This window comes from Micromonospora sp. NPDC047527, from assembly GCF_040643015.1.
In the GTDB taxonomy this organism is placed as follows: domain Bacteria; phylum Actinomycetota; class Actinomycetes; order Mycobacteriales; family Micromonosporaceae; genus Micromonospora.
The window spans coordinates 139,082-165,640 of record NZ_JBEYTK010000004.1 but is presented as its reverse complement, the minus strand read 5'-3'; the positions used below and the strand labels follow the sequence as shown (position 1 = coordinate 165,640).

General features: G+C 70.7%; 24 protein-coding genes. 15 read left to right on the top strand and 9 right to left on the bottom strand.

Going from position 1 to position 26,559, the window contains the following annotated elements; all coding sequences use genetic code 11:
- The first annotated feature begins 91 nt into the window (after window positions 1-91).
- The 4 genes from ABZ808_RS17470 (at window position 92) to galT (ending at window position 5,232) form a co-directional block, all read left to right on the top strand.
- Window positions 92-1,606, top strand: coding sequence for a glycosyltransferase (locus tag ABZ808_RS17470; RefSeq protein WP_357007178.1), 1,515 nt, complete (start codon window positions 92-94; stop codon window positions 1,604-1,606).
- Between the two features lie 88 nt (window positions 1,607-1,694).
- Window positions 1,695-3,224, top strand: coding sequence for an adenylyl-sulfate kinase (gene cysC / locus ABZ808_RS17465; protein ID WP_357007176.1), 1,530 nt, complete (start codon window positions 1,695-1,697; stop codon window positions 3,222-3,224).
- A 110-nt stretch (window positions 3,225-3,334) separates the two neighbouring features.
- Window positions 3,335-4,159, top strand: coding sequence for a DeoR/GlpR family DNA-binding transcription regulator (locus ABZ808_RS17460; protein WP_357007174.1), 825 nt, complete (start codon window positions 3,335-3,337; stop codon window positions 4,157-4,159).
- The gene (gene galT, locus ABZ808_RS17455) at window positions 4,156-5,232 is read left to right on the top strand and encodes a galactose-1-phosphate uridylyltransferase (RefSeq protein WP_357007172.1); all 1,077 of its coding nucleotides are present in this window, start codon (window positions 4,156-4,158) and stop codon (window positions 5,230-5,232) included. Before ABZ808_RS17460 ends, galT begins: the two co-directional genes overlap by 4 nt.
- Before the next feature lie 356 nt (window positions 5,233-5,588).
- Here galT and ABZ808_RS17450 read toward each other — a convergent pair whose 3' ends face one another.
- Window positions 5,589-6,806 carry an NADP-dependent isocitrate dehydrogenase gene (locus ABZ808_RS17450; RefSeq protein WP_357007170.1) on the bottom strand — a complete coding sequence of 406 codons (1,218 nt, stop codon included), beginning with the start codon at window positions 6,804-6,806 and terminating at the stop codon, window positions 5,589-5,591.
- A 138-nt stretch (window positions 6,807-6,944) separates the two neighbouring features.
- Between ABZ808_RS17450 and ABZ808_RS17445 the strand changes: the two genes are divergently transcribed.
- The gene (locus tag ABZ808_RS17445; RefSeq protein ID WP_357007168.1) at window positions 6,945-7,808 is read left to right on the top strand and encodes an MBL fold metallo-hydrolase; all 864 of its coding nucleotides are present in this window, start codon (window positions 6,945-6,947) and stop codon (window positions 7,806-7,808) included.
- A gap of 96 nt (window positions 7,809-7,904) precedes the next feature.
- On the opposite strand, the gene ABZ808_RS17440 is transcribed toward ABZ808_RS17445, so the two are convergent.
- A complete protein-coding gene (locus ABZ808_RS17440; RefSeq protein WP_357007165.1) occupies window positions 7,905-8,855 on the bottom strand; it encodes a malate dehydrogenase in 951 nt (316 codons plus the stop codon).
- Between the two features lie 163 nt (window positions 8,856-9,018).
- Entirely contained in the window at window positions 9,019-9,879 is an 861-nt protein-coding gene (locus tag ABZ808_RS17435; protein WP_357007162.1) for a bifunctional methylenetetrahydrofolate dehydrogenase/methenyltetrahydrofolate cyclohydrolase, read from the bottom strand.
- 444 nt (window positions 9,880-10,323) lie between these two features.
- Between ABZ808_RS17435 and ABZ808_RS17430 the strand changes: the two genes are divergently transcribed.
- The 5 genes from ABZ808_RS17430 to ABZ808_RS17410 all read left to right on the top strand — a co-directional run bounded on the left by ABZ808_RS17430 (window position 10,324) and on the right by ABZ808_RS17410 (window position 16,064).
- Window positions 10,324-11,922 (top strand): ABC transporter substrate-binding protein, encoded by a 1,599-nt coding sequence (locus ABZ808_RS17430; protein ID WP_357007159.1) that lies wholly within the window; start codon window positions 10,324-10,326, stop codon window positions 11,920-11,922.
- Window positions 11,923-12,119: 197 nt separating this feature from the next.
- A complete protein-coding gene (locus ABZ808_RS17425) occupies window positions 12,120-13,058 on the top strand; it encodes an ABC transporter permease (protein WP_357007156.1) in 939 nt (312 codons plus the stop codon).
- A complete protein-coding gene (locus ABZ808_RS17420) occupies window positions 13,051-14,007 on the top strand; it encodes an ABC transporter permease (protein ID WP_357007153.1) in 957 nt (318 codons plus the stop codon). The genes ABZ808_RS17425 and ABZ808_RS17420 overlap by 8 nt, the downstream gene beginning before the upstream one ends.
- 7 nt (window positions 14,008-14,014) lie before the next feature.
- The gene (locus ABZ808_RS17415) at window positions 14,015-15,043 is read left to right on the top strand and encodes an ABC transporter ATP-binding protein (protein WP_357007150.1); all 1,029 of its coding nucleotides are present in this window, start codon (window positions 14,015-14,017) and stop codon (window positions 15,041-15,043) included.
- Window positions 15,027-16,064 (top strand): dipeptide ABC transporter ATP-binding protein, encoded by a 1,038-nt coding sequence (locus ABZ808_RS17410; RefSeq protein ID WP_357007147.1) that lies wholly within the window; start codon window positions 15,027-15,029, stop codon window positions 16,062-16,064. The genes ABZ808_RS17415 and ABZ808_RS17410 overlap by 17 nt, the downstream gene beginning before the upstream one ends.
- 96 nt (window positions 16,065-16,160) lie before the next feature.
- Here the strand turns inward: ABZ808_RS17410 and purH are convergent, their stop codons facing one another.
- Together purH and purN are read right to left on the bottom strand one after the other, a co-directional pair.
- Entirely contained in the window at window positions 16,161-17,732 is a 1,572-nt protein-coding gene (gene purH, locus ABZ808_RS17405) for a bifunctional phosphoribosylaminoimidazolecarboxamide formyltransferase/IMP cyclohydrolase (RefSeq protein WP_357007144.1), read from the bottom strand.
- Window positions 17,729-18,349 carry a phosphoribosylglycinamide formyltransferase gene (purN, locus tag ABZ808_RS17400; protein WP_357007141.1) on the bottom strand — a complete coding sequence of 207 codons (621 nt, stop codon included), beginning with the start codon at window positions 18,347-18,349 and terminating at the stop codon, window positions 17,729-17,731. Before purN ends, purH begins: the two co-directional genes overlap by 4 nt.
- Before the next feature lie 179 nt (window positions 18,350-18,528).
- Between purN and ABZ808_RS17395 the strand changes: the two genes are divergently transcribed.
- Entirely contained in the window at window positions 18,529-18,825 is a 297-nt protein-coding gene (locus ABZ808_RS17395) for a CD225/dispanin family protein (protein ID WP_357007139.1), read from the top strand.
- Window positions 18,826-18,846: 21 nt separating this feature from the next.
- Entirely contained in the window at window positions 18,847-19,431 is a 585-nt protein-coding gene (locus ABZ808_RS17390) for a DUF4190 domain-containing protein (RefSeq protein ID WP_357007137.1), read from the top strand.
- A gap of 86 nt (window positions 19,432-19,517) precedes the next feature.
- On the opposite strand, the gene ABZ808_RS17385 is transcribed toward ABZ808_RS17390, so the two are convergent.
- Window positions 19,518-20,858, bottom strand: a complete 1,341-nt coding sequence (locus ABZ808_RS17385) for a DUF6350 family protein (RefSeq protein ID WP_357007134.1) — start codon at window positions 20,856-20,858, stop codon at window positions 19,518-19,520.
- A gap of 201 nt (window positions 20,859-21,059) precedes the next feature.
- Between ABZ808_RS17385 and ABZ808_RS17380 the strand changes: the two genes are divergently transcribed.
- Complete coding sequence (locus tag ABZ808_RS17380; RefSeq protein WP_357007131.1) at window positions 21,060-21,326, top strand: DUF4190 domain-containing protein; 267 nt, start codon at window positions 21,060-21,062, stop codon at window positions 21,324-21,326.
- Window positions 21,327-21,408: 82 nt separating this feature from the next.
- Here the strand turns inward: ABZ808_RS17380 and sucD are convergent, their stop codons facing one another.
- The 3 genes from sucD to ABZ808_RS17365 all read right to left on the bottom strand — a co-directional run bounded on the left by sucD (window position 21,409) and on the right by ABZ808_RS17365 (window position 24,329).
- The gene (sucD, locus tag ABZ808_RS17375; RefSeq protein ID WP_357007129.1) at window positions 21,409-22,296 is read right to left on the bottom strand and encodes a succinate--CoA ligase subunit alpha; all 888 of its coding nucleotides are present in this window, start codon (window positions 22,294-22,296) and stop codon (window positions 21,409-21,411) included.
- A 2-nt stretch (window positions 22,297-22,298) separates the two neighbouring features.
- Window positions 22,299-23,477 carry an ADP-forming succinate--CoA ligase subunit beta gene (gene sucC, locus ABZ808_RS17370; RefSeq protein WP_357007126.1) on the bottom strand — a complete coding sequence of 393 codons (1,179 nt, stop codon included), beginning with the start codon at window positions 23,475-23,477 and terminating at the stop codon, window positions 22,299-22,301.
- Window positions 23,478-23,924: 447 nt separating this feature from the next.
- Window positions 23,925-24,329 carry a cobalamin B12-binding domain-containing protein gene (locus ABZ808_RS17365; protein ID WP_357007124.1) on the bottom strand — a complete coding sequence of 135 codons (405 nt, stop codon included), beginning with the start codon at window positions 24,327-24,329 and terminating at the stop codon, window positions 23,925-23,927.
- 431 nt (window positions 24,330-24,760) lie between these two features.
- Between ABZ808_RS17365 and ABZ808_RS17360 the strand changes: the two genes are divergently transcribed.
- On the top strand, window positions 24,761-25,468 hold the full coding sequence (locus ABZ808_RS17360) for a M23 family metallopeptidase (RefSeq protein ID WP_357007121.1): 708 nt from the start codon (window positions 24,761-24,763) through the stop codon (window positions 25,466-25,468).
- Window positions 25,469-25,741: 273 nt separating this feature from the next.
- Window positions 25,742-26,518 (top strand): peptidoglycan DD-metalloendopeptidase family protein, encoded by a 777-nt coding sequence (locus tag ABZ808_RS17355; protein ID WP_357007119.1) that lies wholly within the window; start codon window positions 25,742-25,744, stop codon window positions 26,516-26,518.
- The last annotated feature ends 41 nt before the right edge of the window (window positions 26,519-26,559 follow it).

Here is a 26,559-nt window from a genome sequence, read left to right as displayed (position 1 = left end):
GAAATGGCCGGTCCCTGATGGCACGATTCACATTCCGTTCACCGGACAGTGTTCCCCAGGACATCCGGCCGCCGACGCGGGAGGAATCGTGATGGTCGAGGTTGGCGTCCCCAAGGTGAGTGTCGTCGTGCCGGCGTACAACACCGGCCGGAACATCGAGAAGCTTGTGTCGTCGCTGCTGTGCCAGTCGCTGCCCGCCGGCGAGTTCGAGGTGATTTTCGTCGACGACGGCTCGACCGACACCACGGGCAAGCGGTTGGACCAGCTCGCCGACGCGCACCCGCACATCCGGGTGCTGCACATCGAGAACTCGGGCTGGCCGTCGCGCCCGCGCAACCTGGGCATCGAGCACGCCCGCGGCGAGTACGTCTTCTTCGCCGACGACGACGACTGGTTCGCCGATCAGGCGCTGGAGCGGCTCTACGACTGCGCGAGGACGTACGACGCGGACGTGGTGATCGGCAAGATGGCCGGGCACGGGCGCGGCGTGCCCCGGGAGCTGTTCCGGAAGAACCGCTTCGACGCCACCCTGGCGAACGCCCCGCTGATCGACAGCCTCACCTGCCACAAGCTGTTCCGCCGCTCGTTCCTCGACGAGCACGGGCTGCGGTTCCCGGAGGGCGGCAAGCGGCGGCTCGAAGACCACTCGCTGGTCGTGCGGGCCTACTTCAAGTCCCGCCGCACCTGCGTGCTGTCCGACTACACCTGCTACCACCACGCCCAGCGGGGCGACACCCGCAACATCACGGCGGCGCTGATGGAGCCGTCGAGCTACTACGCGAGCGTGCGGGACGCGCTGGACATCGTCGACGCCCACACCGAGCCGGGTCCGCTGCGGGACCGGCTGCACCGGCGGTGGCTGCGCAACGAGATGACCAACCGGCTGCGTGGCAAGCGGATGCTGGAGGCCCCCGACGACTGGGTGGAGCAGGTCGCCCTGGAGGTCCAGAAGATCATCGCGGAGCGGTTCGCTCCCGGCGTGGCCGCCGGCCTACCGCCGCTGCAACGGGCCGTCGCCTACCTGGCCGGGCAGGGCCGGGTAGCGGACCTGCGCCGACTGGCCCGCTGGGAGGCGGGCGTCGCCGGGCACAGCAGGATCGACGACTTCCGGCCCGACGAGCACACGATCACGATGACCGTCGCCGCCGAACTGCGCTCCGAGGGCCAGCCGATCGGTTTCCGCGCCGACGACGAGCGGGACGTGCTGGTGCTCCCGGTCGACGAGATCGCCCCCGAGGTCCTCGACGCCACCACGCAGGTTCGCAAGGGGCGACTGGACCTGGTTGCCCGCCGCCGGGAGACCGGCGACGAGATCTTCCTCCCGGTGACCTTCGAGATCGAGCGGGTCGACGGCTCGGCCGCGGAGGGGACCGTCCACCTGGTGCACCGGGCCACCACCACGATCGACTTCCGCGCCCTCAACGGCGGCCGGACCCGGGGTAGCTGGCTCCTCAAGGCACGGATCACCAACGCCGGGTGGACGGAGGACGCGCCGCTGCCGCTGATCTTCGTCTGCCGGGCCGACGGCGCTCGCCCGCGGATCCGCGACGAGCGGAAAGTCTGGAACCGGCTGCGGTCGGCGGTGGGTCGCCGGGTCCGCCGCTGACCCGCCCGTCCGGGTCGTGGAGTGGCGGCCTCGACCGATCGGCGGTGGGCTGCGAAACTGTGTGCCGATCACCGAGTGGGGGGTGTGGATGAGCAACGGCTGGGTGCTGCCCGACGAGGTGCTCCGGGACGCGCCGGCGTACACGCCGCGTCCCGGTGAGCTCGCTGATCTGGAGCTGCTGCTGACCGGCGCGTACGCCCCTCTGACCGGCTTCATGACCCGCGCCGACCTGGTGTCGGTGAGCCGTCGTGGCCGACTGGCCGACGGCACGCCGTGGCAGGTGGCGGTGACCCTCCAGGTGCCAAGCGCGCTGGCGCAGGGCTTCGATCCGCGCGACCCGGCCCGCCGGGCGCTGGTGCTGACCGACGGGGAGGGCGCGCCGGCGGCCGCCCTGGACGTATCGGACGTCTGGCCGGTACGCGAGGGCGTGGCCGGAGTCGGCGGGCAGGTGCACCGGCTCGGCGACGGCGGCCACGGCCCGTTCCAGCGGTTGCGCCGCAGCCCGGAGGAGGTCCGCGCGCTGCTGCCCCCGGGCCGGGTGCTCGGGGTCATCGCCGATCGACCGCTGCACCGGCCGCAGCTCGCGCAGATCGCGCACGCCGCCCGCACCCTTGCCGCACACCTGCTGGTGATGATCCCGGTCGGTGAGGGCGGCGCCGGTGGGCTCGCACCGGAGGCGCTGGTGCGTGCGGTCTTCGCCGCCCGGGACCGGATGCCCCCGGCGACCCTGGTGGCCGTGCCCCTGTCGCACCGACGGGAGGAGATCAGCGACGCGCTGCTGCGCGCCCGGGTCTCCGCCGCGTACGGGGTGACCCACCTGCTCTCCACCGGGGAGATGCTCTCGGGCGCCGGGCTGCGGGTGCTGGTGCCGCGCGAGTTGGCATACGACAACCGGGACGGGCAGTGGCGCTGGCGGGACGACATCCCGCCGCGTAACCGCCGCCTCGCGCTCACCCAGAGCGAGATCGACGACCTGCTCGACCGGGGTTTCCCGCTGCCGGAGTGGCACACCCCTCCGGCGGTGGCGAAGGAGCTGGCCCGCGCCCGGCCGCCGCGCCGGCACCGGGGTCTGGTGGTCTTCCTGACCGGCCTGTCCGGCTCCGGTAAGTCCACCATCGCCCGAGGGCTGGCGGACGCGCTGCGCGAGAGCGGCGACCGCACGGTGACCCTGCTCGACGGGGACGTGGTGCGCCGGGAGTTGTCCGCCGGGCTCGGCTTCAGCAAGGCCGACCGGGATCTCAACGTCCGGCGGATCGGCTGGGTGGCGGCCGAGATCGCCCGGCATCGCGGGGTGGGCATCTGCTGCCCGATCGCCCCGTACGCGGCGGCTCGGGCGACCGCACGGGAGATGGCACTGGCCGCCGGGGCGGGCTTCACGCTGGTGCACGTCGCCACGCCGCTGGAGGTGTGCGAGCAGCGGGACCGCAAGGGCCTGTACGCGCGGGCCCGGGCCGGCCTGCTCACCGGGATGACCGGCATCGACGACCCGTACGAGGCGCCGACCGACGCCGATCTGGTGCTCGACACCACCGACCTGAGCGTGGCCGACGCGGTCCAGGCGGTGCTGCACCACCTCACCGAGACCGGCTGGGTGGAGCTCAAGCTCCCGTCTGCCTGAGGCGTCGCCCTCCCCTTCCTTCCATCGGTTCTGCGCACGCGCTAGTGTTCATCTTTGTTGGAACACGTTCGAGCACGTGAGAGTACGTGGACCCTTGGGAGGCGCGACGAATGCTCGCTCAGCAGCGGCAGGCGGCCATCCTGGAGCGGGTCCGCGCGGCCGGCGGTGTCCGGGTGAGCGAACTCGCCACCGAGTTCGGCGTCTCCGACATGACCATCCGGCGCGACCTGGAGGCGCTGGACGAGCGCGGCCTGCTGGCCAAGGTGCACGGCGGCGCCACCACGACCGGCCCGAGTTCGACCGACGAGCCCGGCTTCCACGCCAAGTCGGTCCGCCAACTGTCGGAGAAGGCCGCCATCGCGGACCGCGCGGCGCAACTGGTCCGACCGGGTGCGGCGATCGCGCTGTCCGCCGGCACCACCACCGCCGAGTTGGCTCGCAGGCTGGTGGACGTTCCCGGCCTGACCGTGGTGACCAACTCGCTGCCGGTGGCCGAGATCCTGCACGCCGGCGGTCGGCCCGACCAGACGGTGGTGCTCACCGGCGGTGTGCGTACGCCGTCGGACGCCCTCGTCGGCCCACTCGCGGTCGACGCCGTCCGGACGCTGCACCTGGACCTGCTCTTCCTCGGCGTGCACGGCATCACCGAGCGGGCCGGCTTCACCACCCCGAACCTCATGGAGGCGGAGACCGACCGGGCGTTGGTGGCCGCGGCGGACCGGCTGGTGGTGCTCGCCGACCACACCAAGTGGGGCACCGTGGGCATCTCCTCGATCGTCGAACTGGCAGCAGCGCACGTCCTGGTCAGCGACGACCGGTTGCCTCCGCCGGCACGACGGGTACTCGGCGACCAGGTGGGCGAATTGATCATGGTGAAGGCAACGGGGGCGGGTCGCACTACGCGCACGCCGACGAGTGAGGGGACGGCGCAGTGAAGCGCACCGCGATCGACCTGGCTGACGGCCGGGAGCTGATCTACTTCGACGAGAACGACGACGCCGTCCGCGACCAGCCGGACCGGCGGGACCTGCCGCCACCGCCGCCCGCCTCGCAGTTGCGCTACGACCCGCTGACCGACGAGTGGGTGGCCGTCGCCGTGCACCGGCAGACCCGCACCTTCCTCCCGCCCGCTAACGAGTGCCCGCTCGACCCGTCGGTCGGCGACCGGCTGACCGAGATCCCGGCCACCGACTACGACGTGGTGGTCTTCGAGAACCGGTTCCCGTCGCTGAGCGGCCGGGTCGCCGACGAGCCCGGCGAGATCACCCCGTTCACGCCGGTCCGGCCCGGGCTGGGCCGGTGCGAGGTGGTCTGCTTCACGTCGGACCACAACGCGTCCTTCGCCAGCCTCCCCCCGCGCCGGGTCCGCACGGTCCTGGACGCGCTCGCCGACCGCACCGAGGTGCTCGGTGAGCTGCCCGGTGTGGAGCAGGTGTTCTGCTTCGAGAACCGGGGCGTCGAGATCGGCGTCACCCTGCACCACCCGCACGGGCAGATCTACGCGTACCCCTTTGTGACGCCACGCACCCGGGCGCTGCTGGCTGCCGCGCGCCGGCACGCCGAGCGGACCGGCGGGGGCAACCTGTACGCGGACGTGCTGGCCGCCGAGCGCGCCACAGGTGACCGGGTGGTCGTCGAGAACGAGCACTGGACGGCGTTCGTGCCGGCGGCGGCCCGCTGGCCGTTCGAGGTGCACGTCGCGCCGCGCCGCGTGGTGCCGGACATCCCGGCGCTGGACGACAGCGAGCGGGACGCCTTCGGGCCGCTCTACCTCGATCTGCTGCGCCGCTTCGACGGGCTGTTCGACATGCCGATGCCCTACATCGCGGCGTGGCACCAGGCACCGATCCAGATCGACCGCGAGCTGGGCCACCTGCATCTGCAACTGTTCAGCATCCGGCGAGCCGAGGACAAGCTGAAGTACCTGGCCGGCTCCGAGTCGGGGATGGGTGTCTTCATCAACGACATCGCCCCCGAGCGGGCCGCCGACCTGCTGCGCGCCGCCTGAGAAGGGCCGGCACCCGCGCGCCGCGGAGAAGGGCCGGCGCCCCGCACGTCGCGGAGAAGGGCCGGTGCCCCGCGCGTCGCCGGAAAAGGGCGGGGAACAGGGCGCGGGGGGCCCGGGACAGGGCCCCCCGCAGGGAAGGGACGGCTGGCTGTGCACGCCACAGCCGGGAAGGCTGCCTGATCGGCACGCATGCCGCTGGTCGACCGCGGTCAACCTTCCTTGGACGCGACTGGCATCTCGTCCACCCTGGTCAACGAGGCGCGCCGGGGGCGGTGACGCCGAAGGCGCGCCACCGCCAAACACGCCGAAGCCCGCCGGCGGGTGCCGGCGGGCTTCGATGATGCGGTACGCCTGGATCAGCCAGCGATCTTGCGGGCCAGGTTCTCGTCCAGGGCGTTCATGAACTCGTCGGTGGTCAGCCACGGGGCGTCGCGCGAGATGAGCAGCGCGAGGTCCTTGGTCATCTGGCCGCCCTCGACGGTGTCGACGATGACCTGCTCCAGGGTGTTGGCGAACTCGGTCACCGCCGGCGTGCCGTCCAGCTTGCCCCGGTGCGCGAGACCCCGGGTCCAGGCGTAGATCGACGCGATCGGGTTGGTCGAGGTCTTCTCGCCCTTCTGGTACTGCCGGTAGTGCCGGGTGACCGTGCCGTGCGCGGCCTCGGCCTCGACGGTACGGCCGTCCGGGGAGAGCAGGACCGAGGTCATCAGACCCAGCGAGCCGAAGCCCTGCGCGACGGTGTCGGACTGCACGTCACCGTCGTAGTTCTTGCAGGCCCAGACGTAGCCGCCCTCCCACTTGAGCGCGGCGGCGACCATGTCGTCGATCAGCCGGTGCTCGTAGGTGATGCCGGCGGCGTCGAACTCGGCCTTGAACTCGGCCTCGAACACCTCGGCGAAGATGTCCTTGAACCGACCGTCGTACGCCTTGAGGATGGTGTTCTTGGTCGACAGGTAGACCGGGTAGTTGCGGTCCAGGCCGTACCGGAACGACGCCCGGGCGAAGTCCCGGATCGACTCGTCGTAGTTGTACATGCCCATGGCGATGCCGCCGCCGGGGAAGTTGGCGACCTCCATCTCCATCGGCGCGCCGCCGTCGGCCGGGGTGTAGGTGATGGTCACCGTGCCCGGGCCGGGGACGACGAAGTCGGTGGCCTTGTACTGGTCACCGTGGGCGTGCCGGCCGATGATGATCGGCTTGGTCCAGCCGGGGACCAGCCGCGGCACGTTGGACATGATGATCGGCTCGCGGAAGACGACGCCGCCGAGGATGTTGCGGATGGTGCCGTTGGGCGACCGCCACATCTTCTTCAGGCCGAACTCTTCCACCCGGGCCTCGTCCGGGGTGATGGTCGCGCACTTGACGCCGACGCCGTGCTCCTTGATGGCGTTGGCGGCGTCGACGGTGACCTGGTCGTCGGTCTCGTCGCGGTGCTGGATCGACAGGTCGTAGTAGTGCAGGTCGACGTCGAGGTAGGGCAGGATCAGCTGCTCCCGGATCTGCTTCCAGATGATCCGGGTCATCTCGTCGCCGTCGAGCTCCACGACCGGGTTGTTTACCTTGATCTTCGCCATCGGCCGGCGCTCCTCTCGGGGGACACGTGCTCAAGCAGTACGAGCGTACTGCAAATGGGCCGGCAGCCCCCACCCGGCCTCGACCGGCCGGGGGAAACCAGGCTGCGCGGCGCAGGAGTTCCCTGGCACCATCACCCGATGCCTCTGAGCCGCACCCTCGGGTCTATCACGGTCACCGCACTCACCGACGGGGAGGGGCCCTTCTTCCAGCCCCGGGCCGACGCGTTCCCGACGGCCACCGCGGCGCACTGGCGGGAGGCCGACCGGCGCGACCCGAGCAGCGTCACCGCCGACGGGCAGTGGTGGCTGCAATTCCGCAGCTTCGCCCTGCGGGTCGGCGACGGGCCGGTCACCCTCGTCGACGCCGGCATCGGGCCGTCGGACTCCCCCGCCGCGAGCTGGGCGCCGGTGCCGGGCCGGCTGCCGGCCGAGCTGGCGGCGGCCGGCATCGACCCCGACGACGTGCACGCTGTCGTGCTCACCCATCTGCACACGGACCACGTCGGCTGGGCGGTGACCGGCACACCGGGGCGGCCGTACTTCCCGAACGCGAGCTACCTCGTGCAGCGGGCCGAGCTGGACGCCCTTCAGGTGATCAACCCCGGGCTGCGGGCCAGCCTGGTCGAGCCCTTGCGCGCCGCCGGCCAGCTCCGGGTGGTCGACGGCGAGACGAGCCTCACTCCGGCGGTACGTCTGCTGCCCACCCCCGGTCACACTCCCGGCCACCAGTCGGTGCTCCTGACCTCGGCCGACGAACGGATGCTGGTCACCGGCGACCTGCTGGTGCACGCCGTGCAACTCGTCGACCCCGACCTGGCGTACGCCCACGAGGAGGACCCGGAACTCGCCCGCACCTCCCGCCTGACCGCTCTGCGCACCCACTCCCCCACCATCCTCGCCACCCCCCACCTAGGCACCCCCTTCACCCCCACCCCCACCCCACCCCCCGCCCGCGTTGATCATGAAGTTATTGCCCCGACACGCCGGTCGGGAGGGCAATAACTTCATGGTCAACGGGGCCGGCTGGGGCGGGCCTGGGATATATGCGGAAGGGGCGCGCCGGCTTGCCGGCGCGCCCCTTCCGTACTGCTGGGTGGATCACATGCTGGCGACGTCGCCCTGCTTGGCGCGGACGGCCTCGGCGGCCTCCTTGAGGCTGGCCAGCTCGTCGGCGTCCAGGTCGGTCTCGACGACGCGCTTGACGCCCTCGGCACCGATCGCGGCCTCGACACCCAGGTAGACACCGGAGATGCCGAACTCGCCGTCGACCCAGGCGCAGACCGGCATGACGTCGCCGGAGTCCTCGGCGACGGCCTTGGCCATCCGGGCGGCGGCGGCGGACGGCGCGTAGTAGGCCGAACCGGTCTTGAGCAGCGCCACGACCTCGGCACCACCGTTGCGGGTCTTGACGACCAGCTCCTCGATCTGCTCGGCCGGCATGGCGTCACGCAGCGGCTTGCCGTTGACGGTGCTCTTCGAGGGCACCGGCACCATGGTGTCGCCGTGCGAGCCCAGGGTCAGCGTGCGGACCGACGCCACCGGTACGTTCAGCGCCTCGGCGACGAAGTTGCTGAACCGGGCGGTGTCCAGCATGCCGGCCTGGCCGAGCACCCGGTTCTTCGGGAACTGGGTGGCGAGCTGGGCCAGCGCGGTCATCTCGTCCAGCGGGTTGGAGACCACGATGACCACGGCGTTCGGGGCGTACTTGGCGACGTTCTCGGCGACCTGCCGCACGATCTTGGCGTTGGTCTCCAGCAGGTCCATCCGGCTCATGCCGGGCTTGCGCGGCAGACCAGCGGTGATCACGACGACGTCCGAGCCCTCGATGGCCTCGTAACCCTCGCCGTTCGGGCCGGTGGTCGCGCCGACGACCTTGGTCTCGAAGCCCTCGATGGCCCGCGACTGGTTGAGGTCGAGAGCGAGACCCGCGGGCTTGCCCTCCACGATGTCGGTGATCACGACGGTGTCGAAGACGTCGTACTCGGCCAGGCGCTGTGCGGTGGTGGAGCCGTAGAAGCCAGCCCCGACGACAGTGACCTTCTTACCCATGGTCGTCCCACTCCCTGCTACCAGTCGGTTTTCCGGACCGTATCAGTCATCCTGGCACCGGACAGGTCAGGGGCGGCGGACAACGGCGGGATGGGGCGAACGTCACCGCCGCCCGGTTCGACCACAGTTACGCGCCCCGCCCGCTGCGGTGGGGCGCACCGGGTCAGCCGCGCTCGGCGCGCTCCACGACGTTGGTGAGCAGCATGGCCCGGGTCATCGGACCGACACCACCGGGCATCGGCACCAGCCCGCCGGCAGTCTCGACCACCTCCGGGTCGACGTCGCCGGTGTAGCGGCCCTTGCCGTCGGGGCCGATCACCCGGGTGATGCCCACGTCGACGACGACCGCGCCGGGCCGGATCATGTCGGCGGTCAGCAGGCCGGGTACGCCGGCCGCCACGATCACGATGTCGGCGGCCCGGGTGTGCGAGGCGAGGTCGAGCGTGCCGGTGTGGCAGAGGGTCACGGTGGCGTTCTCGCTGCGGCGGGTGAGCAGCAGGCCGAGCGGGCGGCCGACGGTGTTGCCCCGGCCGACCACGGCGACGGTGGCACCGCGCAGCGCCACGTCGTGCCGGCGGAGCAGCTCCACGATGCCGCGCGGGGTGCAGGGCAGCGGGCCGTCGTAGCCGAGGACGAGTCGACCCAGGTTGACCGGGTGCAGACCGTCGGCGTCCTTGGCCGGGTCGATCAGCTCCAGCACCCGCTGCGTGTCGAGGTGGGCGGGCAGCGGCAGTTGGACGATGTAGCCGTGGCACGCCGGGTCGGCGTTCAGCTCGGCCAGGACGTCGTCGACCTGCTGCTGGGTGGCGTCGGCCGGCAGCTCCCGGCGGATCGAGGCGATACCCACCTCGGCGCAGTCGCGGTGTTTGCCGTTGACGTACGCCTGGCTGCCCGGGTCGGCACCGACCAGGACCGTGCCCAACCCGGGGATGATGCCGCGTTCCGCGAGTGCCTTAACGCGTATCCGCAGCTCGTCCTTGATCTCCGCTGCGGTCGCCTTGCCGTCCAGAAGCGTCGCCGTCACGACCAGATCGTCTCATGTCCGGCACCCGCCCCTCAGACGACCTCGCCCGGTGGGGTGCCGACGCCCCCACCATCCCGCCCTTAGTAACCGTTAGTGAAAACCACCTCGTCACTATGGGTTACAGATGTGGGCCTGGTCACCCTCGGAACGGCCAGAGATCATCGGACGGGATGGAACCCGGAGGACGGCCCGAGCCGGGCGAATCCGGCCCAGACGAACACGGCAGGCACCTGACCTGACCGGAGAATGTGCAGTTCAGTGCCACAGAATCCGGTTTGGTTCAGCAGGCTCACCCGCCCTCCGACCGGAAAGAAGCCCCGACCGTTGCGCGCTTGCAATCGAGCCGTTGTCGAAGGCCGGTACGCGATCTACCGTTGCCGCTTGTTGCGCAGCGTAACCCAGCGTCGGGCCTGACTGCGCAGCGTGAGGAGATGAGGAGGCACAATGCGAGTTCGTAGACTCGCCGCCTGGACCGCCCTCCCGCTCGCGGTGACGCTGGGCCTCGCGGCCTGCGGCAGCGGCGGCGACGGCAACTCCGGTGGCAGCAGTTCGGCGGTCAGCATCCAGATCGCCGAACCGAAGCACCTGGTTCCCACCAACACCGCCGAGACGTCGGGAGCGCAGGTGCTCGCCGGCCTGTTCAGCCCGCTCGTCGACTACGACGCCCAGAACAAGCCGTACGAGGTCGCAGCGGAGTCCGTGACCTCGTCCGACAACAAGGTCTGGACGATCAAGCTCAAGGACGGCTACACCTTCCACAACGGCGAGAAGGTCACGTCCGAGGACTACATCAACGCCTGGAACTACGGCGCGTACGCCCCCAACGGCCAGGACAACAACTTCTTCTTCGAGAAGATCGCTGGCTACGCCGACCTGCAGGGCAAGGAGCCGAAGGCCAAGGATCTGTCCGGGCTGAAGAAGGTCGACGACCTCACCTTCACCGTGACGCTGTCCGAGCCGTACATCGACTTCAAGACGACGCTGGGCTACACCGCGTTCCTCCCTCTGCCGGACGCCGCGTTCTCGGCCCCGGGCGTGCTCAAGGACTCCTACGAGCAGGCGCCGATCGGGCAGGGCCCCTTCAAGATGAAGGGCTCCTGGCAGCACGACAGCAAGATCGCGGTCGAGCGGTACGACGCGTACCCGGGCGAGAAGCCCAAGGTCAAGGACATCGAGTTCCGGATCTACCAGCAGCTCACCGCGGCCTACGCGGACGTCCTGGCGGACAACCTGGACGTGCTGCCCACGATCCCGACCGAGAGCCTGAGCACCGCGCCGACCGACCTGGGCGACCGGTACCAGACCAGCCCGATGTCGTCGTTCCAGTTCCTGGCGTTCCCGACGTTCGACAAGGACTACAGCAACCCGGACGTGCGTAAGGCCATCTCGATGGCGATCGACCGTGACGAGATCACCAAGTCGGTCTTCAAGGGCTCGCAGGACCCCGCCCGCTCGTTCGTCTCGCCGGTGCTGCCGGGCTACCGGGAGAACACCGCGGGCAGCGCCGGGGAGTTCAACCCGACCGAGGCCAAGAAGCTCTACCAGGCCGCCGGCGGTCCTTCGAAGATCGTCATCTCCTACAACGGCGACGGCGGTCACAAGGACTGGGTCGACGCCACGGTCAACCAGCTCAAGGCCAACCTGGGTGTCGACGCCGTCGGCTCGGCCGAGCCGAAGTTCGCCGACCTGCTGACCAAGGTCGAGAAGAAGACGCCGGTGGGTGCGTTCCGGATGGGTTGGGTCATGGACTACCCGACCATGGAGGACTACCTCGGCCCGCTGTACAGCACCAACGGCTCGTCGAACTACTACGGCTACAGCAACCCGGAGTTCGACAGGCTGGTGAAGGAGGGTTCCGCCGCCAAGACGCAGGACGAGGCGATCGCCAAGTACCAGCAGGCGGAGGACATCCTGGCCAAGGACATGCCGGTGATCCCGCTCCGCTTCGGCGAGAACGTGTTCGGCCACTCGTCCAAGGTCAAGAACGTCGAGATGGACCTGTTCCAGCGGGTCAACCTCGTCAAGATCGAAGCGGCCAGCTGAGCTGACCATGTGCGGGCCACCCGGGCGACGACGCCCGGGTGGCCCGGACGCTCTGTGCCCGCCGGCCCCGCTCACGCGGGCCCGACACCCGGCGGCGCAGGCCTCCCCCGGCCCGACGGCACATCTCAGATATTTCGGGTACGACCAGAGATGCCGTCCTGCGACCCTTTCGCATAATTCCGGAGAGACTGCTAAGCATGTTCCGCTACATCCTTCGGCGCCTCCTCCAGATGGTCCTGGCGTTCTTCGGGACCACCCTGATCGTCTACGCGCTGATGTTCGCCGGCCAGGGCGACCCCATCCAGGCACTCGCGGGCGAACGACCGGTGACGGCAGCCCAGCGGGCCTACCTGACGGAGAAGTACCACCTGGACGCGACAGGCGTCGGCGGCTTCTTCTACCGCTACTTCGACTATGTGAAGAACCTGCTCCAGGGTGATCTCGGCCAGTCCCTGACCGGCCGGCAGATCGGCGACATCCTGCAGGCCGCCTGGCCGGTCACCGTGAAGCTCGCGCTCATCGCGCTCGCCGTGGCGATCATCTTCGGGGTCAGCGCCGGTGTGATCGCCGGGATCCGCCGGGCCAGCATCTTCGACAACTCGACGCTGGTGCTGACCCTGCTGGTGCTGGGCATCCCGACCATCGTGCTCGCGCCGCTCGCGCAGTACTTCCTGGGCGTCAAGTGGCAGCTATTCCCGCCCACCGCCGGCTCCGAGCCGACGTTCTACGCCCTGCTGCTGCCCGGCATCGTGCTCGGCTCGCTGTCGCTGGCCACCGCGTTGCGGCTGACCCGTACCTCGGTGGCCGAGAACCTCCGCGCCGACTACGTCCGCACCGCCCGGTCCAAGGGCCTGGTCAAGCGCCGCATCGTCACCGTCCACGTGCTGCGCAACTCGCTCATCCCGGTGGTCACCTTCCTCGGTGTGGAGCTGGGCAACCTGATGAGCGGCGCGATCATCACCGAGGGCGTCTTCAACATCCCCGGTGTGGGCTTCAACCTCTTCCGCGGCATCCGCACCGAGGACGGCCCCCTGGTGGTGGGCATCGTCAGCGTGCTCGTCGTGGTCTACCTGGTCTCGAACCTGGTGGTGGACGTCCTGTACGCCGTACTCGACCCGAGGATCCGCTATGAGTGACTTTGAGACTGTGGCGGCCACCGAGAACCAGGCCGCACGGCGGGGCCCCTCCGGCGAGCCGGGCGCGCCCAACCAGATCGACGTGCCGCAGAAACCGCGCAGCCTGGCCGGCGATGCCTGGCGCGACCTCCGCCGCAACCCCATCTTCTGGATCTCGCTGGCGCTGGTCGTCATCTTCACCCTGATGGCCATCGCCCCCGGCCTGTTCACCGCCAACAGCCCGAACGACTGCCTGCTGTCCCGGCAGCACGCCGGGCCGTCCGGCGGGGCCATCTTCGGGTACGACTTCCAGGGCTGCGACACGTACTCCCGAGCGGTCTACGGCACGCGGGCCTCGCTGCTGGTCGGCGCGCTCGCCGCGCTCGGCACCGGCGTGATCGCGCTGGCGGTCGGCATGCTGGCCGGGTACTTCGGCCGCTGGGTCGACGCGGTGCTCTCCCGGGTGATCGACGTGGTGCTCGGCATCCCGCTGCTGCTGGCCGCGATCGTGCTGCTCAAGCGCGTCTCCAGCGACAGCGTGAACACCCGGATCGCGGCGGTGATCTTCGTGCTGGCCATCCTCGGCTGGACCACGGCGGCCCGCGTCGTCCGCTCCTCGGTGATCACCGCCAAGGAGCAGGACTACGTGGCGGCGGCCCGGATGCTCGGCGCCGGCAACGGGCGGATCATGTGGCGGCACATCCTGCCGAACTCACTGGCCCCGGCCATCGTCGTGCTGACCATCGCCCTCGGCTCGTTCATCGCCGCCGAGGCCACGCTCTCCTTCCTGGGCATCGGCCTGAAGGCGCCGACCATCTCGTGGGGCCAGGACATCGACACCGGCCGGATCCACATGCGGGAGGCGGCGACCCCGCTGATCGTCCCGTCGGCCTTCCTCGCGCTGACCGTGCTGGCGTTCATCATGCTCGGCGACGCGATCCGTGACGCCTTCGACCCGAAGCTGCGGTGAGGACCTCATGACCGTTCAACCCACGCCCGCCTCCGCCACCCCGGACGGCGGTCACCTGCTGGAGCTGCGGGACCTGCATGTCGAGTTCCGCACCCACGAGGGCGTGGCCCGGGTGATCAACGGTGTCTCGTACCACCTGGACGCCGGGGAGACCCTCGCGGTTCTCGGCGAGTCCGGCTCCGGCAAGTCGGTCACCGCCCAGGCGATCATGGGCATCCTGGACACCCCGCCCGCGTTCGTCCGCTCCGGCCAGATCCTCTACCAGGGTCAGGACCTGCTCACCTGCTCCGAGGAACAGCGCCGGCAGGTCCGCGGCAAGGAGATCGCGATGATCTTCCAGGACGCGCTCTCCGCGCTGAACCCGGTCTTCCCGGTCGGCTGGCAGATCGGCGAGACGCTGCGTCAGCGCGCCGGCATGTCCCGGGGTGACGCCCGCCGCCGGGCCGTCGAGCTGATGGACCTGGTCAAGATCCCCGGTGCCGCCAAGCGGATCGGCGACTACCCGCACCAGTTCTCCGGCGGCATGCGGCAACGCGTCATGATCGCCATGGCGCTGGCGTTGAACCCGAAGGTGCTCATCGCCGACGAACCCACCACGGCACTCGACGTCACCGTGCAGGCCCAGATCATGGACCTGCTGGCCGACCTGCGCCGGGACCTCAACATGGCCATGATCCTGATCACCCACGACCTGGGTGTGGTCGCCGGCGTCGCGGACCGGATCGCGGTCATGTACGCCGGCCGGATCGTCGAGCACGCCGATGTCCGCTCGCTCTACAAGGCGCCGGCCCACCCGTACACCAAGGGTTTGTTGGAATCGATCCCGCGGATGGACGTCCGCGGCCAGGAACTGTCGACGATCAAGGGATTGCCGCCGAACCTGATGCGAATCCCCTCCGGCTGCCCGTTCCACCCCCGCTGCCCGTACGTCCAGCAGGTCTGCGTGGACGTGGTGCCGCACGACCTGGTCCTCGGCGACGGCCGGACCAGCGCTTGCCACTTCGCGCAGGAGGTCCGTGATGACAGCGCCCGCTAGCCCCACCAAGGTCCGGGGCGAGACCATCCTCTCCGTCGACAACCTGGTGAAGCACTTCCCGATCAGCCAGGGCGTGCTGTTCCAACGACAGATCGGCGCGGTGAAGGCCGTCGACGGCGTGAGCTTCGAGCTGCGCCGGGGCGAGACGCTGGGCGTCGTCGGCGAGTCCGGCTGCGGCAAGTCCACCCTCGCCCGGCTGCTGATGCGACTGGAGACACCCACCTCCGGTCGGGCCACCCTGGAGGGCAGGGACCTGTTCAAGGCGTCCGGGGGCGAGTTGCGCCGACTGCGCCGCAACATGCAGATGGTCATGCAGGACCCGTACACCTCGCTGAACCCCCGGATGACCGTCGGCGACATCATCGGCGAGCCGTTCGAGATCCACCGGGACGCCGCACCCAAGGGCAGCAAGCAGAAGCGGGTCCAGGAGTTGCTGGACGTCGTCGGGCTCAACCCGGAGCACATCAACCGGTACCCGCACCAGTTCTCCGGCGGTCAGCGCCAGCGCATCGGCATCGCCCGCGCGCTCGCGCTCCGGCCCGAGATCATCGTCTGCGACGAGCCGGTCTCCGCGCTCGACGTCTCCATCCAGGCTCAGGTGATCAACCTGCTGGAGCAGTTGCAGGACGAGTTCGGGCTGTCGTACATCTTCATCGCCCACGACCTGTCCGTGGTGCGGCACATCGCCGACCGGGTCGCGGTCATGTACCTCGGTCGGATCGTCGAGATCGGCACCGAGGACGAGATCTACGAGCGGGCCACCCACCCGTACACCCAGGCGTTGCTCTCGGCAGTGCCGGTGCCCGACCCGGAGGTACGCGACCAGCGCAACATGATCCGGCTGGTCGGCGACGTGCCCAGCCCGGCCGACCCGCCGAGCGGCTGCCATTTCCGAACCCGCTGCTGGAAGGCCCAGGACATCTGCGCGGTAGAGGACCCGCAAACGGTGCCCCGCGCAGCAGACCCTCACCCGTCCGCCTGCCACTTCGCCGAACTCCGCCCTCCAACCCTCCCGGCCTGACCCCTCGCGTTGATCATGAAGTTATTGCCCTGACGCGCCGAGGCGGCGGGCAATAACTTCATGATCAACGGGGTCCAGGCCGGGGCCCGGGCACTGTTAGTGGAAGAAGTGGCGGGTTTTCGTTAGGTACATCGTTACGTTGGCCTTTTTGGCCGCTTCGATTACCTCGTCGTCGCGGATGGAGCCGCCGGGCTGGACGATGGCGCGGACGCCGGCGTCGATGAGGATCTGCGGGCCGTCGGCGAACGGGAAGAACGCGTCCGAGGCGGCCACCGAACCGCGGGCCCGGTCGGCGCCGGCGCGGCTGACCGCGAGCTGCGCCGAGTCGACCCGGTTGACCTGACCCATACCGACCCCGACGGTGGCGCCGTTCTTGGCGAGCAGGATCGCGTTGCTCTTCACCGCGCGGACCGCCCGCCAGGCGAACGCGAGGTCCCGCAGCAGTTCCTCGTCCGCGGCCTCGCCGGTCGCCAACTGCCAGCTCGCCGGGTCGTCACCGGGAGCGTCCACCCGGTCGGCGACCTGGGACAGGACGCCACCGGTCACCTGCCGCCACTCGACAGTCGCCGGGGTCCAGGCCGGCGCACGCAGCAGCCGGATGTTCTTCTTGCCCTGCAACACCTCGGCCGCGCCCTCGTCGAAGCCGGGGGCGACCACCACCTCGGTGAAGATCTCGGCGACCTGCCGGGCCATCTCGATCGAGACCGGGCGGTTGACCGCGATGACGCCGCCGAACGCCGACACCGGGTCACAGGCGTGCGCCAGGCGGTGCGCCTCGGCCACGTCCGCGCCCACCGCGATGCCGCACGGGTTGGCGTGCTTGATGATCGCCACGGCCGGCTGGTCGGCGAAGTCGTTCGCGGCCCGCCAGGCGGCGTCGGCGTCGACGTAGTTGTTGTAGGACATCTCCTTGCCGTGCAGCTGCTCGGCCTGGGCGAGCCCCGCCGGGGCGTCCGGGTCGATGTAGAGCGCGGCGGGCTGGTGCGGGTTCTCCCCGTAGCGCAGCACGGTCGACTTGCGCAGCGCCGACCCGGCGAACGCGGGCCAGGAGTCGTCGGCCGGAGCCAGCTCCTTGGCGCACCACTGCGCCACCGCCACGTCGTACTCGGCGATGTCGGCGTACGCCCGGGCGGCCAGCGCACGGCGCTGGGCCAGGGTGAAGCCGCCCTCGCCAAGCGCGCCGAGCAGCGCCGGGTAGCCGGCCGGGTCGGTCAGAACGGCGACCGAGGCGTGGTTCTTGGCGGCGGCCCGCACCATGGCCGGCCCGCCGATGTCGATCTGCTCCACGCACTCCTCGACACCGGCGCCGGAGGCGACCGTCGCCTGGAACGGGTAGAGGTTGGAGACCAGCAGGTCGAACGCCGCCACCCCCAGCTCGTCGAGCTGCGTGACGTGCGTGTCCTTGCGCAGGTCGGCGAGCAGACCCGCGTGCACCTTCGGGTGCAGGGTCTTCACCCGACCGTCGAGCACCTCGGGGAACCCGGTCACCGTCTCCACCGGCGTCACCGGCACCCCGGCGGCGGCGATGGTGCCCGCCGTACTGCCGGTGGACACGATCTCCACGCCGGCCGCGTGCAGGGCCTGGGCCAGCTCGACCAGCCCGGTCTTGTCGTAGACGCTGACCAGCGCCCGCCTGATTGGGCGGCGCCCGTCCTGAGTGGGACTCACGGAACCGTGACCTTCCTTCCGGTGATGGTCCAGCCTTCGCGGACCAGGCGACCCACCTGCTCGACGAGCTGGCGCCGCTCGGCTTCCTTGATGCGCTCGGTGAGCGCGTCCACGTCGTCGTCGTCGAGCACCGGCACCGCGACCTGCGCGACGATCGGCCCGGTGTCCATGCCGGCGTCGACGAAGAAGAGGGTGGCTCCGGTGAGCTTCACGCCGTAGGCGAGGGCGTCACGCGGGCCGTGGATGCCGGGGAACGCCGGCAGCAGGGTGTTGTGGGTGTTCAGGTAGCGGTCGCCGAAGGCGGCGAGGAAGTGCGGGCCGACCAGCTTGAGGAAGCCGGCGGAGATGACCAGGTCGGGTTGGTGCTTCGCGACGTGCGCGGTGAGCGCCCGATCCCAGTCCTCCCGGGTGTCGTGGTCGCGGACCCGCTCGACGAAGGTCGGCACCCCGGCCGCCTCGGCCCGGTCCAGGCCCGCGATGCCGTCGCGGTCCGCGCCGACCGCGACCACCTGCGCGCCGTACGCGGGGTCAGCGGCGGCATCCAACAGGGACTGAAGGTTGCTCCCGGAGCCGGAAATGAGGACGACGATGCGGGCGGCGGACGCGGGCTCGGTCACCGGACCACCCTATCGGGCAGGTCAGGAGGCCCTTCGGCTGGGCGGCCGCCGATCTCCGACAGTGCGGACGGGCATCGACCCGGTACGCTGCCGGTCGCTCGGGCTGGACACCGCGCCGGCCCGCATCCCCGGTACCGTTCCGGCACGCCAACCGTGTCGTTGGAATGAGGAGCACCCCCATGCAGCCCGGTCACCACCCCCAGCAGCAGCCGCCGATCGACAACAACATGACGATGTCGATCGTCGCCGTCTTCCTCTTCTGGCCGCTGGCCATCCCGGCGATCATCAACGCGTCGAAGGTCAACCCACTGCTTCAGCAGGGTGACTACGCCGGGGCACAGGCCGCGGCCACGGAATCACGGAAGTGGTCCAAGTGGGCCCTTATCGTGGGTATTACGTGGTATGTCATCGCGTTGCTGTGCTGCGCGTTGGGTGGTCTGGGCGCGATCATGAGTGGCAACAGCAGCAGTAACTAACAAGTCCAAGGAGCTCTTCGAATGCAGCCCGGCAACCCCGGTCAGGACCCGTACGGCCAGCAGCCCAACGACCCGACCTCACCCCCGCCGCCGCACGACCCGTACGCCCCGCCGCCGGCCGCCCCGTACGGCCAGCAGCCCACCTCGGGCCAGCCGTACGGCCAGCAGCCCACCTCCGGCCAGCCCTACGGCCAGCAGCCGCAGGACCCGTACGGCGCTCCGCAGGCTCCGTACGGTCAGCAGCCGCAGGACCCGTACGGTCAGCCGCAGGCCCCCTACGGCCAGCAGCAGCCCTACGGTGCGCCCTCGTACCCGAACGCCGGATACCCGCAGGCGCAGGGCCAGAACAACACCCTCGGCCTGGTGTCGATGATCCTCGGCATCGCGTCGATCCCGCTGATCTGCTGCCTCTACCTGGGCATCCCGCTCGGCATCGCCGGCGTGGTCACCGGTTACCTGGCCCAGCAGAAGGTTTCCCAGGGCCAGGCCAACAACGGCGGCCAGGCCAAGGCCGGTCTGATCTGCGGTGCGGTCGGTGCCGGGTTGGGCGTCCTGCTGCTCATCCTGAGCATCGTCGGCAGCTTCGACCTGCCGGCCCAGCCCTGAGCGGTCCGGTCCTGACGGGGCGCTCCGGATCGTCCGGGGCGCCCCGCGCCGTACCCACCACCGGCACGGCCAGGTCGGCGAGCCGGTCAGCTGGTGCGGCGGGCCCGGTCGGGCTCCGGGTCACGCGGTGGGGTCTGGCCACCACCTGGGCCCCGAACGAGCGCCCGGGTGGCGGCGGCACCGAGCAGCGCGCCGACCGCGATGACACCGGCCGCCACCACCCCGACCTGCCAGGCCACCGGCCCGACCTGCGCCAGTCGGCCGGCACCGAGCGGGCCGCCGGAGATCGCGGCGGCCACGCCGAGCAACACGCCGGCCACCGGCCCGGCCAGGGCTGCCGGAGCCAGCAGCCCGGCCCAGCGCCGCGGGGCCCGCTGCGGCCCGGCGAGACGGGCAACCCGGCGGGCCAGCAACCAGCCGACGACCATCCCGGCCAGCACCGGCACCGCGAGCAGCAGTGCGCCGAGGCCGTCCACGGGACCGCGGGGCAGGCCGGCGAGCAGCGGGATGGCCGGCAGCGCGCCCACCGACACCTCGCTGGTGCGGACGGCGGTGTCGACGCCGACCGCGAAACCCGGCCCGAGCAGGTAGCTGGTCGACCAGATCGCCGCGTTCGGCGCGTACGCCATGCTGACCAGGGTGATCCCGGCCTGCCCGGCCACCCCGGTCTGGTACGCGCCGATCATGTCCGCGGCGTCACCGCCGCCGGTGGCCACGGCCAGGCCGGCCGCGCCGGCACCAGCCCCGAGCAGCAGGAGCGCGGCGACCAGCCCGGCACGCACAGCGTCCCGCAGCGGACCGGGCATCCGGGCGACGAGCAGCCGGGTCACGGCCGTGATCCGGGTCGCGCCGACCAGCGCGGCGAGCGTGCCGACCACCGCGAACGTGGCTGCCGCCCGCACCACTGACACATCCGGCCCGTCCGCGCCGATCAGCACCGCGGCAAGCGCGCCGAGCAGCGCGTACGCAAGGCCGACCGCGCCCGCGGCGATCAGCGCCCGACGCGGTGAGCGGCTGTCGCGGGCGCCGATCGCGCGGCTGACGTGCACGCCGGCCCGGGTCAGTCGCCAGAGCGCGAGCACGGTCAGCGCCAGCGGGGCGAGCCCGAACGGGCCGGACTCGGTGTGCAGCGGCACGCCGTGCCCCACCAGCCAGCCGGCCAGTGCGGTGCGCAGGGTGCCGCTCAGGGTGGTGGAGTCCGCGCCGAGTTGCACCAGGCCGAGCACGATGGCGACCGGCAGGTACGAGGTGAGGGCGGCCCCACCGGCGGCCACCCCTGCGGCGACGGGCAGCGGTGCCCGCCCGCGCGGCGACTCACCGGCGCGGGGCGCGGGCACCCGCCGACGCGGTGTGGCGCGGTCGACCGACCGGTCGTCGGCGCCCGCACCGCCCGGACGGCTGGGACGGTCAGGGGTGACGGGGGGCATCCGCTCTACTCTGGCACGTCGCACGGGCCGTGGCAGTCCGTTAGACCGCTCCGGACGGCGGCGAGTTGAGCGAACCGGGGTCGAGGGCGTCCGGCCGGGTCTAGCCTCGGCCCAGAGGGGGTGGCCGTCGCGGCCTCCCAGGTCGGGTCCGCCGGTCGCGCCCGGGTCGGCCCGTCGCCCATGACCGCGCCGGAGGAAGCCGTGACGACCGCATACCCACCACCCCCACCGCCGCCGGCCAGGGGTCGGGACCGCACCACACTCTGGGGCGTGCTGGGCATCGTGCTGGGGCTGATCTGTTGCGGCATTCTCGGCATCATCTTCGGTTACCTGTCGATCCGCGACGCCCGGCGCTACGGCCAGTCGCCGATTCTCGGTTACCTCGCCATCGCGTTCGGCGTGATCAACATCATCGGCAGCGCGATCCTACGGTCGTCCGGCAACTACCCGTTCTGGAACAACGACTGAGCCGGGGCGCTCCCGCCCGCGTGGTACGCCACAGGGGCCGACCGGAACAACCGGTCGGCCCCTGCGATGCTGTCTGGCCGGCTCAGTTGCCGGACATGATCTCCCGCATGAGCTTCGCGGTCTCGGTCGGCGTCTTGCCGACCTTGACTCCGACCGCCTCCAGCGCCGCCTGCTTCGCCTCGGCGGTGCCGGCCGAGCCGGAGATGATCGCCCCGGCGTGACCCATGGTCTTGCCGGGAGGCGCGGTGAAGCCGGCGATGTAGCCGACCACCGGCTTGGTGACGTTGGCCTTGATGAACTCGGCGGCCCGCTCCTCGGCGTCGCCGCCGATCTCGCCGATCATCACGATGGCGTCGGTCTCCGGGTCGGCCTCGAACGCCGCCAGGGCGTCGATGTGCGTGGTCCCGATGATCGGGTCGCCACCGATGCCGACGCAGGTGGAGAAGCCGATGTCGCGCAGCTCGTACATCATCTGGTAGGTCAGCGTGCCGCTCTTGCTGACCAGGCCGATCCGGCCGGAGCCGGTGATGTCGGCCGGGATGATGCCGGCGTTGGAAGCGCCCGGCGAGGCGATGCCGGGACAGTTCGGCCCGATGATCCGGGTCCGCTCGCCCTGCGACACGTTGTACGCCCAGAACGAGGCGGTGTCGTGCACCGGCACGCCCTCGGTGATCACCACGGCCAGCGGGATCGCGGCGTCGATCGCCTCGACCACGGCGGCCTTGGTGAACTGCGGCGGCACGAAGATGACGGTGACGTCGGCCCCGGTCTCGGCCATGGCGTCCGCCACGGACGCGAAGACCGGCAGCTCGGTGCCGTCGAAGTCGACCTTCTGGCCCGCCTTGCGCGGGTTGACGCCGCCCACCACGTTGGTGCCGGCGGCGAGCATCCGCCGGGTGTGCTTGGAGCCCTCGGAGCCGGTCATCCCCTGAACGATGACCTTCGAGTCCTTGGTCAGCCAGATAGCCATGATCAGACCCCCGCAGCTGCCAGCTCGGCGGCCCGCTCGGCCGCGCCGTCCATGGTGTCCACCCGCTGCACGAGCGGGTTGTTCGCGCTGTCCAGGATCGCCCGGCCAGCCTCGGCGTTGTTGCCGTCGAGGCGGACGACGAGCGGCTTGGTGACCTGCTCGCCGCGCTGCTCCAGCAGGGCCAGCGCCTGGATGATGCCGTTGGCGACCTCGTCGCAGGCGGTGATGCCGCCGAAGACGTTGACGAAGACGCTCTTCACAGCCGGGTCGGAGAGCACGATCTCCAGCCCGTTCGCCATCACCGCGGCGCTCGCGCCGCCGCCGATGTCGAGGAAGTTGGCCGGCTTGACGTTGCCGTGCCGCTCACCGGCGTACGCGACCACGTCGAGGGTCGACATGACCAGACCCGCGCCGTTGCCGATGATGCCGACCTCGCCGTCGAGCTTGACGTAGTTGAGGTCCTTGGCCTTGGCGGCCTGCTCCAGCGGGTCCACGGCGGCCTGGTCGACCAGGGCCTCGTGGTCGGGGTGCCGGAACGCGGCGTTCTCGTCCAGGCTGATCTTGGCGTCGAGCAGCAGCAGCCGCCCGTCGCCGTTCTTCGCGAGGGGGTTGACCTCGACCAGCGTGGCGTCCTCGGCGACGAACGCCTGCCACAGCCCGACCGCGATCTCGACCACCTGGTCGGCGACGTCGGCCGGGAAGCCGGCGGCGGTCACGATCTCGCGAGCCTTGGCCTCGTCCACACCCTTGACGGCGTCGATCGGGGCCTTCACGACCTTGTCGGGGGTCTCGGCCGCGACCTGCTCGATGTCCATGCCGCCGGCGACGCTGGCGATGCAGAGGAAGGTGCGGTTCGCCCGGTCGAGCAGGTACGAGAAGTAGTACTCGTCGGCCACGTCCGCGGTCACGGTGATCATGACCTTGTGGACGGTGTGACCCTTGATGTCCATGCCGAGGATGTCGGTGGCCCTGGCCACCGCCTCATCCGGGCCCTCGGCGAGCTTGACGCCACCGGCCTTACCTCGGCCGCCGACCTTTACCTGCGCCTTGACGACCACCCGACCGCCGAGGCGTTCGGCGATCGCGCGGGCCTCCTCCGGGGTAGTGGCGACGCCGCCGGCCAGCACGGGCAAGCCGTGCCGCTCGAACAGGTCCCGCCCCTGGTACTCGTACAGGTCCACGATTGCGCGTCCCGTCCCGTCTCCGCGGCGCGCCGTCGCGCCGCCACCAGCGTTCACCAACAGTTTGACGCCTGTCGTCAGTTCAAACAGGCCATTGGCGGCAGCCTAGCGAGGTGGGCACCGCCGGCAACCGAGCGGGTGCGCGGTGTGCGGTAATGCACAACCGGACCACCTGACGTGGCGGTTCCGGCCGCGACACGGCCCACGTCAATCGTCCGGGCGATGTTGGAACGGGTGCGTAACCCGGCCGTGGGGCCGTCGTTGAGTCAGATGTCGGAGCGCTGAACAGCGCGATGACGGGAGACGGCCGATGCCCTGTCGGTCGAGGGGTGGCGGCGGGGCATCGTGCATAGAGGGGCCGGACGTGTGAGGGGTGCGTCCGGCCCCTCCCCCGTGCCCAAATCCGGCTCGACCCCGCCTGGCGGAGACTCGAACCCGCTGCCCGCCTCAGCCGACCGGCTGCGCGACGTTCTGCCGGACCCACTCGACGATCGCCTGGGTGGTGGCGCCGGGCGTGAAGATCTTGGCGACGCCCAGCTTCTCCAGCTCGGGGATGTCACCGTTCGGGATGATGCCGCCACCGAACACGACGATGTCGCGGGCGTCCCGCTCACCAAGCAACTCCAGCACCCGCCGGAAGAGCGTCATGTGCGCGCCGGAGAGCACGGAGAGGCCGACGGCGTCGGCGTCCTCCTGGATGGCGGTCTCCACGATCTGCTCGGGCGTCTGGTGCAGGCCGGTGTAGACGACCTCCATCCCGGCGTCCCGCAGGGCACGCGCCACGACCTTGGCGCCCCGGTCGTGGCCGTCCAGCCCTGGCTTGGCGACGACGACCCGAATACGAGAGCTCATCAGCGCACACCTTTCACCGGCTTCACGGCCTTCACCTGAACGAACGGTAACCCGCCCGACCGGGGCCGGGAAATCCGGGCCGGAAACCCACCGGCATCCGGGCGCCTCCGAGCCCGACCCGGGCCGACCGGACGGTGCTCGCTGGGCTGCGGCGTCAAGTCGGACGACTCCGCCGGTCCGGTCACGCTCGGCGACGAACGGGCAGTTACGGGGGCACCGATCGACGCCACGATGCGTGACAATCGTGGACGCAGACGGACAGATCGACACGCCAATTCCGCGCTCTGGCTTGTGACTCGCCTGGGGGTTGGCTAACGTGTCCACGGTTGTCATCAGGTCCATGGACGGGTGACGACGCGGTTGGCAGACGTTCATCGGAGCTTCACGGACGTCCACCAGTCGCCTCGGAACCCCGACAACGGAGGGTGTGCGTGCGCCAGCGCCTGTCGTCTGAGCCCGATCGATATCGCGGTCGTCGCCGCGTGCCCACCCCCCCGCGTAGCCGTTACGCGGCCGTCGTCACCACCGCCTTCGTCGGCGCCGGCCTCGTCGCGCTCGGCGCGAGCGCCCTGCCCGACGCCAAGGACGTCAGCCCGTCGGTTCTCGACGAGCTCAAGCAGGCGTCGGCCACCAGCCAGGACGTGACGGAACGTGCGGACAACGCCGAGCGCGCCTCCCGGGACAGCCGCGGCAAGGACGCGGCCGAGCCCGAGGTCTGGATGCTGCCGCTGCAGGGCTACGACTTCAACTCCCCGTACGGGATGCGTTGGGGCAAGCTGCACACCGGCGTCGACCTGGTCGTCCCCGAGGGCACGCCCTATGTGGCGATCCACGACGGGCTGGTCACCAAGGCCGGCTGGTTCGGCGGCTACGGCTACGCGGTGATCGTCCAGCACGCCGACGGCAGCGAGGCCATCTACGGCCACTCCTCCGCGCTCAGCGTCAAGGAGGGGCAGCAGGTCAAGGCGGGCGACCAGCTCGGCCTGGTCGGTCAGACCGGCCACGCCTACGGCACCCACCTGCACCTCGAGCTGCATGTCAAGGGTCAGCCGACCGACCCGGTGCCCTACCTGCAGAAGCGCGGAGTGGACATCAAGCTGCAAGTCGAGGCAATCTACAGCGAGGTAGCCGCGTCCTGACGCTGCGTACCGACCACTGACCGCCCGGATCTGTCGATCCGGGCGGTTTTTCGTTGCGGGTCGGCTGCGGATGTCTGCCGAATCACAGTACGGACTGTGACCGACGACACCACCGCGCATGATCACTTTTCCGGACGGACTGCTTCAGAAGGACGCATATCCGGGCAGGTGACGCGCGACCCGTTGCGCGGCTCCCCGGTCCCGATGCCCCGTCCAGCTCGGCCCGACACCACTATTTCGAGGTCAAGTGCCCCTCGACTGTGAAGGTCCGCCGTGCAGGAAGACAGCCCCGTCCAGAACGAGAACACCCCCGACACCACCACCGAGCAGCCGCGGCGCGCCCGTCGGCGAAACCGCGCCATCGTGCTCGGCGCGGCCGCCCTGGTGGCCCTCGGCCTGGGCGGCGTCGCCGTCGCCACCACCGGCGGGGACCGCCCAGCGCCCACCGCCGTCTCGCTCGACGCGCAGTCGCGGGCCGAGGCCGACAACCGGGCCGACCGCTCCGCCCGCGAGTCGACCGCGCCGGACTCCCCGTCGGCCACGCCCAGCGCGAGCCCGACCGTGAGCCCGTCGGCCTCCGCCAGCCCGACGCCGACGAAGACGGCCACCACCAAGCCGAAGCCGGTGGCGAAGAAGACCACCAAGCCCACCCCGGCCTGGGTCGACCCGATGCCGGGCGCGTCGGTCACCTCCTGCTACGGGCAACGCTGGGGCACCCTGCACGCCGGCATCGACCTGGCGCTGCCCTCCGGCACGCCCATCCACGCCGCGGCGGCCGGCACCGTCACCCAGGCCGGCGACGCCTCCGACGGGTACGGCAACTCCGTCTTCATCGACCACGGCAACGGCTACCTGACCCACTACGCCCACCAGAGCCGGATCGCGGTCACCGTCGGCCAGAAGGTCAAGGCCGGCCAGGTCATCGGCTACGAGGGCAGCACGGGCGACTCCACCGGCCCACACCTGCACTTCGAGGTGCACCAGGGCATGTGGAACCAGATCGACCCGGCGCCGTTCATGCAGGCGCGCGGCGTCGACCTGGGCTGCTGAGCCCGGCAGACCTGTCGACCGATCGAGTGGGTGACCTCCGC

What these genes read in the sequence shown, in the direction of transcription:
- ABZ808_RS17470 (WP_357007178.1), top strand. Translation starts at nt 92, where the DNA reads ATGGTCGAGGTTGGCGTCCCCAAGGTGAGTGTCGTCGTGCCGGCGTAC.
- cysC (WP_357007176.1), top strand. Translation starts at nt 1,695, where the DNA reads ATGAGCAACGGCTGGGTGCTGCCCGACGAGGTGCTCCGGGACGCGCCG.
- ABZ808_RS17460 (WP_357007174.1), top strand. Translation starts at nt 3,335, where the DNA reads ATGCTCGCTCAGCAGCGGCAGGCGGCCATCCTGGAGCGGGTCCGCGCG.
- ABZ808_RS17450 (WP_357007170.1), bottom strand. Translation starts at nt 6,806, where the DNA reads ATGGCGAAGATCAAGGTAAACAACCCGGTCGTGGAGCTCGACGGCGAC.
- ABZ808_RS17445 (WP_357007168.1), top strand. Translation starts at nt 6,945, where the DNA reads ATGCCTCTGAGCCGCACCCTCGGGTCTATCACGGTCACCGCACTCACC.
- ABZ808_RS17440 (WP_357007165.1), bottom strand. Translation starts at nt 8,855, where the DNA reads ATGGGTAAGAAGGTCACTGTCGTCGGGGCTGGCTTCTACGGCTCCACC.
- ABZ808_RS17430 (WP_357007159.1), top strand. Translation starts at nt 10,324, where the DNA reads ATGCGAGTTCGTAGACTCGCCGCCTGGACCGCCCTCCCGCTCGCGGTG.
- ABZ808_RS17425 (WP_357007156.1), top strand. Translation starts at nt 12,120, where the DNA reads ATGTTCCGCTACATCCTTCGGCGCCTCCTCCAGATGGTCCTGGCGTTC.
- ABZ808_RS17420 (WP_357007153.1), top strand. Translation starts at nt 13,051, where the DNA reads ATGAGTGACTTTGAGACTGTGGCGGCCACCGAGAACCAGGCCGCACGG.
- ABZ808_RS17415 (WP_357007150.1), top strand. Translation starts at nt 14,015, where the DNA reads ATGACCGTTCAACCCACGCCCGCCTCCGCCACCCCGGACGGCGGTCAC.
- ABZ808_RS17410 (WP_357007147.1), top strand. Translation starts at nt 15,027, where the DNA reads ATGACAGCGCCCGCTAGCCCCACCAAGGTCCGGGGCGAGACCATCCTC.
- ABZ808_RS17395 (WP_357007139.1), top strand. Translation starts at nt 18,529, where the DNA reads ATGCAGCCCGGTCACCACCCCCAGCAGCAGCCGCCGATCGACAACAAC.
- ABZ808_RS17390 (WP_357007137.1), top strand. Translation starts at nt 18,847, where the DNA reads ATGCAGCCCGGCAACCCCGGTCAGGACCCGTACGGCCAGCAGCCCAAC.
- ABZ808_RS17385 (WP_357007134.1), bottom strand. Translation starts at nt 20,858, where the DNA reads ATGCCCCCCGTCACCCCTGACCGTCCCAGCCGTCCGGGCGGTGCGGGC.
- sucD (WP_357007129.1), bottom strand. Translation starts at nt 22,296, where the DNA reads ATGGCTATCTGGCTGACCAAGGACTCGAAGGTCATCGTTCAGGGGATG.
- ABZ808_RS17365 (WP_357007124.1), bottom strand. Translation starts at nt 24,329, where the DNA reads ATGAGCTCTCGTATTCGGGTCGTCGTCGCCAAGCCAGGGCTGGACGGC.